Annotated in this window: 9 protein-coding genes and 1 pseudogene; 7 read left to right on the top strand and 3 right to left on the bottom strand. The window is 58.2% G+C overall.

Annotated elements, in window-relative coordinates:
* On the bottom strand, nucleotides 1-1,473 hold a 1,473-nt coding region (gene nusA / locus AC221Y_RS15215; protein ID WP_486707657.1), incomplete at its 3' end, for a transcription termination factor NusA.
* A gap of 3 nt (nucleotides 1,474-1,476) precedes the next feature.
* Nucleotides 1,477-2,064: a ribosome maturation factor RimP gene (rimP, locus tag AC221Y_RS15210; protein ID WP_299752058.1), complete on the bottom strand. Its 588-nt coding sequence runs from the start codon at nucleotides 2,062-2,064 to the stop codon at nucleotides 1,477-1,479.
* A gap of 251 nt (nucleotides 2,065-2,315) precedes the next feature.
* Here rimP and AC221Y_RS15205 point away from each other — a divergent pair, with 251 nt between their 5' ends.
* From AC221Y_RS15205 to AC221Y_RS15185, 5 genes are all read left to right on the top strand, one after another.
* Nucleotides 2,316-2,660, top strand: coding sequence for a hypothetical protein (locus AC221Y_RS15205; protein ID WP_299752061.1), 345 nt, complete (start codon nucleotides 2,316-2,318; stop codon nucleotides 2,658-2,660).
* On the top strand, nucleotides 2,653-3,270 hold the full coding sequence (locus AC221Y_RS15200; RefSeq protein ID WP_299752064.1) for a DedA family protein: 618 nt from the start codon (nucleotides 2,653-2,655) through the stop codon (nucleotides 3,268-3,270). Before AC221Y_RS15205 ends, AC221Y_RS15200 begins: the two co-directional genes overlap by 8 nt.
* Before the next feature lie 63 nt (nucleotides 3,271-3,333).
* Nucleotides 3,334-5,220: an alpha-amylase family protein gene (locus AC221Y_RS15195; protein WP_486707656.1), complete on the top strand. Its 1,887-nt coding sequence runs from the start codon at nucleotides 3,334-3,336 to the stop codon at nucleotides 5,218-5,220.
* Nucleotides 5,221-5,244: 24 nt separating this feature from the next.
* The gene (locus tag AC221Y_RS15190) at nucleotides 5,245-6,096 is read left to right on the top strand and encodes a class I SAM-dependent methyltransferase (RefSeq protein ID WP_486707655.1); all 852 of its coding nucleotides are present in this window, start codon (nucleotides 5,245-5,247) and stop codon (nucleotides 6,094-6,096) included.
* A gap of 130 nt (nucleotides 6,097-6,226) precedes the next feature.
* Nucleotides 6,227-7,189 (top strand): acetyl-CoA carboxylase carboxyltransferase subunit alpha, encoded by a 963-nt coding sequence (locus tag AC221Y_RS15185; protein WP_486707654.1) that lies wholly within the window; start codon nucleotides 6,227-6,229, stop codon nucleotides 7,187-7,189.
* On the opposite strand, the gene AC221Y_RS15180 is transcribed toward AC221Y_RS15185, so the two are convergent.
* Nucleotides 7,186-9,159 (bottom strand): cation:proton antiporter domain-containing protein, encoded by a 1,974-nt coding sequence (locus AC221Y_RS15180; protein WP_486707653.1) that lies wholly within the window; start codon nucleotides 9,157-9,159, stop codon nucleotides 7,186-7,188. The two genes, AC221Y_RS15185 and AC221Y_RS15180, sit on opposite strands and share 4 nt — an antisense overlap.
* 150 nt (nucleotides 9,160-9,309) lie before the next feature.
* Between AC221Y_RS15180 and AC221Y_RS15175 the strand changes: the two genes are divergently transcribed.
* Together AC221Y_RS15175 and AC221Y_RS15170 are read left to right on the top strand one after the other, a co-directional pair.
* Nucleotides 9,310-9,561 carry a hypothetical protein gene (locus AC221Y_RS15175; RefSeq protein WP_299755744.1) on the top strand — a complete coding sequence of 84 codons (252 nt, stop codon included), beginning with the start codon at nucleotides 9,310-9,312 and terminating at the stop codon, nucleotides 9,559-9,561.
* A 12-nt stretch (nucleotides 9,562-9,573) separates the two neighbouring features.
* A pseudogene (locus tag AC221Y_RS15170) lies at nucleotides 9,574-9,761 on the top strand (DUF2145 domain-containing protein); the annotation flags it as partial.

Raw genomic sequence — 9,761 nt, 5'->3', positions numbered from 1 at the left:
TTCGTCCTTCACACGTTCGCCGTCGACCGTGGTCCAGCCGCCGGCCAGCTCCCAGTCCGCACAGGTCGCAAAGTCCTCCAGCGTTTTGACATCGTCTTCGGCCAGCGCTTCCACCATCTGCGGTGTCAGGCCGTCAAATCCGATGAGGCTGTCTTCGGCGCCCATCTCGCGGGCGCGATCAAGAGCTTTCTCGTTCTGTGCTTCCAGATAGTCGCGCGCACGCGCCTGAAGCTCACCCACTGTGCTGTCGTCGACACCATCAATAACCATAAGTTCCTCTGCCTCGACGTATGCGACCTCTTCAAGATTGGTGAAGCCTTCCGAGACCAGCAACTGAGCAAAGAATTCGTCCAGATCAAGCGTGTCCATAAACAGCTTGGTGCGCAGTTCGAACTCTGCCTGACGCCGTGTTGATTCTTCTTCTTCGGTTATGATGTCGATATCGAGGTGCGTCAGCTGCGACGCCAGACGCACGTTTTGACCACGACGGCCAATTGCGAGGCTCAACTGTTCTTCTGGCACAACAACTTCGATCTTGCCTGCGTCTTCATCAAGAACAACCTTCGAAACCTCCGCTGGCTGCAGAGCGTTCACGAGGAACGTCGGCGCGTCTTCATTCCATGGAATGATGTCAATCTTCTCGCCCTGAAGTTCGTTCACAACGGCCTGCACGCGCGAACCACGCATACCGACGCAAGCGCCAACCGGGTCAATTGAGTTGTCATAAGAAATCACGGCGATCTTCGCGCGCGAACCGGGATCACGGGCAACGGCCTTGATCTCGATGATTCCGTCGTAAATCTCGGGCACTTCCATTTTGAACAGCTCAGCCATGAATTCGGGCGCCGTCCGGCTGAGGAAAATCTGCGGACCGCGCGCTTCGCGGCGAACTTCCTTGATGTAGCAACGGATGCGGTCGTTCGGGCGATAGCTTTCGCGGCCAATCTTCTCGTTCCGACGCAGCACAGCCTCGCCGCGACCCACGTCGACGATGACGTTACCGTACTCCTCGCGCTTAACCTGACCATTGATGATCGTGCCCGCGCGGTCCTTAAATTCTTCGTACTGACGATCACGCTCGGCTTCGCGGACCTTTTGCAAGATCACCTGCTTGGCCGACTGCGCGGCAATCCGACCCATTTCCACGGGTGGAACTTCGTCAACAATCGTGTCGCCGATTTTCGGGTCATCAAGATATTGCTTGGCCTGCTCAGGCGTCAGTTGCGATTGATAGTTCTCAAGCTCTTCGTCTTCCGGATCAATGACCGTGCGAACCCGTGTGAACGTGGCTTTGCCGGTTTTCCGGTCGATCGACACGCGAATGTCCATCTCGGCGCCGTAACGCGACTTCGCCGCACGGGCGAGACTTTCTTCCATCGCTTCGATCACGAGACCGGGGTCGATCATCTTCTCACGCGCGACCGCCTCGGCCGTTTGCAGAAGTTCAAGCTGGTTTGCGGAAGTAATCGCCATTCTTCAGGTCTCCTCGTCGCCATCAATGATGGTCTGTATTTCGTCGAATTGTTTTTCGTCTACATCGCCTGCGTCCTTGCGGGCACGCAACACATCGCGAATCAGATCGTCGGTCAGAACCAGTTTCGCGTCCGACAACCATTCATAGTTCAGGCCAATCGTCGCTGGTTCGCCCTGAATTTCGATCTCGATAAGCACATCACCGTCTTCGGTGCCCTGAAGCTGGCCCTTAAAGCGACGGCGGCCGTCAATCATTTCCGTCGTCTCAAGCTTCACTTCGTGCCCTTGCCAGGCATCGAAGTCCTTTAGACGCGTCAATGGACGGTCGATGCCAGGGCTTGAAACTTCAAGCGTGTAAGCATCCTCAAGCGGATCTTCGACGTCCAAAGTTGCGCTGACAGCCGTCGAAATCCGGGCGCAATCGTCGACCTCAATACCGCCGGCGGCCTTGTCAGCCATGATCTGAAGCGTCTTTGTCTCGCCGCCCATCAACCGCACACGCACCAATTCGAACCCCATGTCTTCAATGACAGGCGTAATGATATCGGCCATTCGCCGATCCATACTGGTTTTTGCAATCAGTTCAGACATAGTCGTTCAGCTTGCCTTCAGGCACAAAAAAACGGGCGCGCGGCCCGTAAAAATTTCCGGTGGAGCGTCGGGGGTGGAAGCCGAAGCGCCGCTGTTGAGAGGGGATATACGCGCGAAGGTATGAGTCTGCAAGGGGAAAGACGGGGGTGTTGCTGTTGGGGCGTCTTGCTTTACCCAAGACTTGCGACATGGTGTGCAAACAGCAGCGCGCCAATTTAACGGCAGACTGATTTCTCGGGGACACATGACCAATGATCCGGATTGCAAAACGCCACCCCTATCTCGTCACTGCTTTTGCGTTTGCTTTGGCTGTAATGCTGTTCTTCACAGTCCGGCTTGCAGCATCAATGATCTTCTGGAACGACCGCGCCCACCTCGACCAGCCGCTTGCCGGATGGATGACGCCCCGCTACATCACCCGGTCCTGGAACGTTCCGCCAGACTTTGTGGCGACAACGCTCGCGCTTGAGCGCGATGGGGCCGGACGCCGCGTCACCCTTCAGGACCTGGCGGACCAACAAGGTCGCAGCCTCGAATCACTGATCCAAGATCTCAAAATCGCCCTTTCAAGCCGCCGCGCGACCGCCAATGAATGAAACTCTCTTCGGCTACGTCTCAACCTATGGGCTGCCGGTCGTTGCCGTGGCGGCCTATCTGTCGTGTCTCGCTATACCGATCCCGACATCGGCTGTCATGCTTGCCGCAGGGGCCTTTGCCGCGGCAGGAGACCTCATCCTTTGGCAGGTCGTCACCTTGGCTTGGCTCGCCGCTGTTCTTGGCGATCAGACCGGCTTTTTTATCGGGCGGAAGGGCGGCGCGCGCATTATCGAGATTCTGGAGGCACATCCGCGCCGTGCTGCGCTGATCGGTAACGCACGCGCGCTGATGCAGAGATGGGGCGGGGTTGGTGTTTTCTTTTCGACGTGGCTTTTTGCGCCCTTGGGGCCTTGGGTAAACTTCCTTGCAGGGTCCGCCAAGCTTTCATGGATTCGCTTTACACTCTGGGACATCGCCGGCGAGGCCATCTGGGTTGGGCTTTATGTTTCGCTAGGCTTTCAGTTCGCCGCCCGACTGCCGGAGATCACGACCATTCTCAACGACTGGGCTGGGCTGATATCTGCTGCCGTCGTCACTCTGGGCCTCGCCCTTTTCCTGCTGCATAAGGTTCGTGCATCCAGGAACGACAACGCATCGCATGGGAGGTGAAATTGGACAAGCCACACGCCCCGAAACAGCTCGCCCAGCGCAAAGATTTTCGGGACGAGCCACATGCCTTTGACTGCCTCTGAACAGACGCTCTTCGATCTGCGCCTGGAGCGCTCGCGCCGGGATCTGTTCGACATGTGTGAAGCGCTTTACGGACGTCATCCGGACTATACCTCGTTTCGCGCCCGGCTTGAGGCCGCAATGCAGGAAGCCTGGGAACAACGTCCTGACGATCTCAAATGGCTCGATATGAAGCGGGATCTTGAGCCCGACTGGTTCCAGCGGCCCGATATGGTGGGCTATGTCTTTTACATCGACCAGTTCGCAGGTGACCTGAACGGCGTGCTTGGCAAGCTCGATTATCTTGAAGAGATGGGTGTGACCTATGTCCACCTGATGCCCTGCCTCAAGCCGCGCCCGGGTGACAGCGATGGCGGCTATTCGGTTATGGACTACCGCGCCATCAACCCGATCTACGGCACGATGGAAGATTTTGTGCGTGTGGCCACGGCCTTGCGGACGCGGGGAATGTCGCTTTGCATTGATCTTGTTCTGAACCACACGGCACGCGAGCACGCTTGGGCTGAGGACGCCCGTGCCGGGGATGTGGCCAAGCAGAACTACTTCCATATTTTTGAAGATCGCGCGCTGCCGGACCAGTACGAACAAACCCTGACCGAGGTTTTTCCCGAACACGCCCCCGGAAGCTTCACCTTCGACAACAGCCTGCAAAAATGGGTCTGGACCACGTTCAATACCCACCAGTGGGACCTGAACTGGGCCAACCCCAACGTATTCTTAGAGATCGCCGAGGTCATGCTTTATCTCGCAAACAGAGGCGTCGACGTCCTGCGACTTGATGCGGTGGCGTTCATGTGGAAGCGCATGGGCACGCGCTGTCAGTCCGAGCCGGAAGTCCACATGATCCTGCAGGCCTTGCGGGCCGTGTGTCGCATTGTTTGCCCGGCGGTGATCCACCTGGAAGAAGCGATTGTCAGCCCGCAGGAAATGCTGCCCTACCTCGGGCGCGGCGCGCACGACGGCAAGGAGGGCAACCTCGCCTATCACAACTCACTGATGGTGCAGTTTTGGTCTGCTCTTGCATCGCGCGACACAAGGCTCATGACCCACATTCTGCGGACGCATTTTCCGACAATTTTGCGCAATGCCACCTACGCCACATACATCCGATGCCACGATGATATTGGCTGGGCGATCACTGACGAGGACGCCCGCGCTATAGGGGCAACCGGACATGGTCACCGCGCCTTCCTGCGCGATTTCTATGCTGGTGATTTCCCAGGCAGCTTCTCTCGCGGCGTCTTGTTTGGCGTCAACGAGGGCACAGGCGACAGCCGTATGTCCGGCAGTTTTGCGTCACTTGCGGGCCTGGAAACTGCGCTGGAAAGCGGAGACGCAATCGCCGTGCAACGCGGCGTTGACCGCATTCTTCTGGGCCATGCCCTAATCGCCGCCTATGGTGGCATCCCGCTGATCTACATGGGCGATGAGATCGCGATGCTGAACAATCAAAGCTATCTCGATCAGTCGGAAAAATCGCACGACAGCCGCTGGATACATCGCCCTGTTATGGACTGGTCGCGCGTTCAGGCCGCTCGAACCGAGGCCGCAAAGACGCCCGAGGCGCTCGTGTTTCAAGGCACCAGAACCATCCTCGAACGGCGAAAAGCAACGCCCGAATTGCATGCAGCGTATCCTACCAAGATCGTCGATACCCCTAAGTCAGGCATCTTCGCGATCATCCACGAGGCCCCCACCGGAGCGCTGCTTTGCCTGTTCAACTTCACCGAAAACTGGACGGCAGTTCCCGGCGAGTGGGCCTTGGAGCAGGGCGTCCGCGACCTTTATGATGCCTTGTCCGACCGCCTTGTGACGCTTTCCGACGGTAATGTGGCGTTGCCCCCTTACGGGCGCGTGTGGCTGCGGTAAGGTCAGCAAAACAGAAGGTGACACATGCCGGACATTCCAAACGCAGATGGACGTGACTTCTGGTCCGGCCCGAGCGGCCTCAGTTGGATCGCTTCGCAGGAAGAACTCGACACGATCATGGCCGATGTCGCCTCTGCTGTTATGGAGACCGCAGCGCCGAACGCCGGTGATAAGGTCATCGACATTGGCTGCGGCACTGGCGCGCTGTCGCTCCTTGCGGCCAACGCCGTTGGTGCGGACGGTCACGTCCTTGCCACCGACATCTCAGAGCCCCTCCTGTTGCACGCGGGCGAGCGTGGCCAAACGGTCCCGCAAATGTCGACGCTTTTGGCGGATGCGCAGATCGCAGACTGGCCCACTACAGGCTTTGACCTCGCCATCTCCCGCTTTGGTGTCATGTTCTTCAACGATCCCCCTGCGGCCTTCGCCAACATCGCCCGCGCACTAAAACCCGGCGGAAGGATCGCTTTCGCCGCATGGGCGCCTGCACAAGACAACCCGTTCTGGGAGCTGCCCGCACGCGCCGCCTCCGCCCGCTTAGGGCACCCTCCGAAACCCGAACCCAATTCACCCGGCCCCTTAGGTCTCGCCGATATCAACCTCGCCCAAGCCCGCCTCCAAGCAGGTGGCCTCATCAACGTTGGCGGGCGCGAAATCATTGTTTTCCTCAATCACCCCGGCGGCGCATCGGCGATGGCCAGCCTTTGCGTTCGTATCGGAGCCGCCCGTCGCGTGATCAACCACTTCAACGGTACGCCTGAAGACGCTGCCGCAATCGAAGCCACGCTGACCGATAGCTTCGCGCCTTTTGAGACAAACGGCGCGGTCGCTCTCCCTGCCCGCATCAACCTTCTGACCGCAAGTCGCCCCGCCTAGGTTCTTTGGGTCCGGAAAACCCCGGGTGAGCGGGCAACGCTCGCGAGGGCAGAGCCCTAATTCCGCTTGCAAAACCTTGCTCTTGGACGACTGCATCGTCATATAGGTCCGAAACGACAAGGGTCCGAGCATGCAGAACTACCTCGAGTTCGAAAAACCTCTCGCTGAAATTGAAGGCAAGGCCGAAGAGCTTCGTGCTATGGGGCGCGCCAATGACGAAATGGACGTCGAAAAAGAAGCGAAGGCGCTTGATAAAAAGGCCGAGCAGCTTTTGAAAGACCTCTACAAAGACCTCACGCCATGGCGGAAATGTCAGGTTGCCCGGCACCCAAATCGCCCACATTGCAAAGACTATATCGAAGCTTTGTTCACCGAATACACACCGCTTGCCGGCGACCGAAACTTCGCTGACGACCATTCCATTATGGGCGGACTTGCTCGGCTCGACGGACGCCCGGTGATGGTGATCGGCCATGAAAAGGGCAACGACACCACGTCGCGGATCGAACGCAACTTTGGCATGGCGCGCCCCGAAGGGTATCGTAAGGCCATCCGTCTCATGGACTTGGCCGACCGCTTCAACGTCCCTGTTGTGACCTTGGTCGATACCCCCGGTGCCTATCCCGGCAAAGGCGCAGAAGAGCGTGGTCAATCCGAAGCCATCGCGCGCACGACTGAAAAATGCCTGCAACTTGGCGTGCCGCTTGTCAGCGTTATCATCGGTGAAGGCGGTTCAGGCGGAGCGGTTGCTTTCGCCAGCGCCAACCGCGTCGCAATGCTAGAGCATTCGGTCTATTCAGTGATCTCGCCGGAAGGCTGCGCCTCGATCCTGTGGAAAGACGCCGAAAAAATGCGCGAAGCTGCGGAAGCGCTGCGCCTGACTGCTCAGGACCTTCACAAACTTGGCGTCATCGACCGCATTATTGCCGAGCCATTGGGCGGCGCCCAGCGCGGCGCGCAGGCGACGATCAAAGTCGTTGGCGAGTGCATCGACGATATGATCTCCAAGCTTTCATCGCTGTCGCGTGATGAAGTGCGCCACGCGCGTCGCAAGAAGTTTCTCAATATCGGCGCCAAGGGATTGGCCGCCTAACTCGTTTCGCTATCTGACGCTGGGGTGGCGGCTGTCCGGATTGCGGTCATTTCCTTGCTCAACTCCTCTTGCCACGTTCCCCGGACTTCCTGCACGGCCTCCATGTAGGCGGCATTCTCGGTCGGCACGATACCCGGAATATACGATCCCGCGACTTGCACCATCGCTTTACGGTCCATTTCATCAAAGGCATTCGCCATGGCTTGGGCCGCCCCCTGCGGCACACCAAGCGCCACATAGGCAGATCGACCCATGCGGATCGAGGCATCATATGTTTCGCGGATGATGTCCCGGCACCCGACAGCATATAGATCATAGACGTGGTGGCGGTTGCACGCCCGCGCCATAACATGAAGGTTCGGATAATTCTCAATGGCGTATTTGGCCAGCTCGGTGATCTTCTCCTGATCATCAATTGAGATAATCAGCAGCTTTGCCTCGGCGATGCCCGCAGCGGCCAACAGGTCAGGTCGCATGGCGTCGCCATAGTAAGCACGGGCTCCGAACTTGCGAAGCGTGTCGATCTGTTCAGAGCTATAGTCGATCACAGTGGTCGAGTAGCCTGCCGATTGCAGCATCCGGTCGATCACTGTCCCGACGCGGCCGAAACCAGCAATGATCACGCTGCCCCCCTCTTCGATCTCGTCCTGATCGCGGTTCAACGCTGTATTGAAGCGCGGCGCAATCACCCGGTCATACAGAATGAACAAGGCAGGTGTCAGCACCATCGACAAAGCGATGACCAGCAAAAGCTGATCCGCCACGGATTGCGGGATCACCGAGCTTGCGACGGTGAAGCTAAGCAGCACAAAGCCGAATTCTCCGGCCTGAGCGAGGCCCAGCGTCAGCAACCATCGGTCCGTGCCGCGCAGACCAAACAGCGTGCCCAGAACGAACAGAACGCCCCCTTTGATCGCCATCAGTCCAAGCGTCATCGCAATCACAAGGCCAAGGTTATCGAACAGCAGCAGGAAATTGATCCCGGCGCCGACGGTCATGAAGAACAGCCCAAGCAACAGCCCGCGAAAGGGGTCGATGTCGGATTCCAACTCGTGGCGGTATTCGCTGTTGGCAAGAACAACGCCAGCAAGGAACGTCCCCAAAGCGGGGGACAGCCCGACAAGCGTCATCAACAACGCAATCCCGACCACCCCCATTAAGGCTGCAGCGACAAATAATTCCCGCAACCCCGCCGTCGCGATGTAGCGGAAAAGTGGCCGCGTCAGGTAGTTTCCGCCCAATATAACCGCAGCAATTGCGGCCAGCGTAACAAGCGCGGTTTGCCAACCGTTCAGGCCATCGACAAGGCTCATCGACGGCCCATGATCGCCGCCGCCGTGGTCATCTTCACTCTGGCTTTCACCATGCGCGACGTCTGCACCTTGGGTCGTGTTTGTCGCGTGGATTTCTGTGACGCCATGCCCGTCCGTACCGATCCAAGCGGTATCCATAAGGTCAGGCATTGCCAGCAAAGGCACCAACGCAAGGATCGGAATAACCGCGATGTCCTGGGTCAAAAGGACCGAGAAGCTCGACTGTCCGCCGTCCGACTTCATCAGGCCTTTCTCATTCAACGTCTGCAAAACGATTGCGGTCGAAGAAAGAGCAAGAACCAGTCCAATCGCCAATGCAATCGTCCAGACCTGTCCGAACGCCAGGGCCACTGCCATCACCGCGCCCGTGGTTAATACGACTTGGCCCCCGCCAAGCCCCAAAAGCTGACCCCGCATGGACCACAGGTTTTTGGGCTCAAGCTCAAGCCCCACGAGAAACAGCATCATGACCACGCCAAATTCGGCAAAATGCTGAATTGAGACAACATCTACGTTGAGCAACGCCAGAAGTGGAGAAATCACAATGCCGGCAATCAGATAGCCAAGCACCGACCCCAGCCCAAGTCGCGCGGCAATCGGGACGGAAATCACACCAGCCACAAGGAAGATGAAAGCAAGCAGTAGAAAGTCGGTCATGGAAAGTCTCCTTGTCGCCAGACAGCACAAACGCCCGGAAGCGCACCGTTTGCTAACGGGATCAGCACGTCAAGGGGCGGAGGGTTGCAGGCTGGTGAAACGGGGACATCGAGAATTATCTCGAACATTGTTCATAAAAGGAAGCACGTCATGCTTATTCGTACTTTGACCCTCGCCGCTGCCGCATCTGTCCACGGTTCGGCCGCCATTGCTTCGGGTGTTTCAACCGCCGTCGCCGTCCCAATCGTCATTGTAGGATCGGCTCTTTACGTCACCGGTTCGGCCCTTGAGTCCGTCGGCGATACGGTTGTCGGCGCAGGCGCTGACCTTGCGCAAGTCGGCAACGCGCCCCTCATCGTGGACACGAAGACTGCCCCCAACCGCGCACCATCGCTTGATTAAGGGATCGCCAGAATGAAACGTGTTATCGCCATTATTTTCGCTGGCATGGTCGCGCTTTTGCCAACCATTGCTCCGGCGGGCAGCAGTGAAGCAGCCCAAGCTATCCTACCCGCCAATCAGGTCGCGACTTTCTCGAACCGCGTCCAGAAAGACCTTACCGCCCGTGGCGCGCATGTCGCAATCGCGGCCCGTATGGGCCG

This window comes from Boseongicola sp. (genome assembly GCF_057460485.1).
The sequence above is the reverse complement of the archived record's forward strand: the minus strand, read 5'-3'. Positions and strand labels throughout refer to the sequence as shown.

Excerpts from the sequence above, each read along its gene's own strand:
- rimP (WP_299752058.1), bottom strand. The coding sequence starts at position 2,064 with ATGTCTGAACTGATTGCAAAAACCAGTATGGATCGGCGAATGGCCGAT.
- AC221Y_RS15205 (WP_299752061.1), top strand. The coding sequence starts at position 2,316 with ATGATCCGGATTGCAAAACGCCACCCCTATCTCGTCACTGCTTTTGCG.
- AC221Y_RS15200 (WP_299752064.1), top strand. The coding sequence starts at position 2,653 with ATGAATGAAACTCTCTTCGGCTACGTCTCAACCTATGGGCTGCCGGTC.
- AC221Y_RS15195 (WP_486707656.1), top strand. The coding sequence starts at position 3,334 with ATGCCTTTGACTGCCTCTGAACAGACGCTCTTCGATCTGCGCCTGGAG.
- AC221Y_RS15190 (WP_486707655.1), top strand. The coding sequence starts at position 5,245 with ATGCCGGACATTCCAAACGCAGATGGACGTGACTTCTGGTCCGGCCCG.
- AC221Y_RS15185 (WP_486707654.1), top strand. The coding sequence starts at position 6,227 with ATGCAGAACTACCTCGAGTTCGAAAAACCTCTCGCTGAAATTGAAGGC.
- AC221Y_RS15180 (WP_486707653.1), bottom strand. The coding sequence starts at position 9,159 with ATGACCGACTTTCTACTGCTTGCTTTCATCTTCCTTGTGGCTGGTGTG.
- AC221Y_RS15175 (WP_299755744.1), top strand. The coding sequence starts at position 9,310 with ATGCTTATTCGTACTTTGACCCTCGCCGCTGCCGCATCTGTCCACGGT.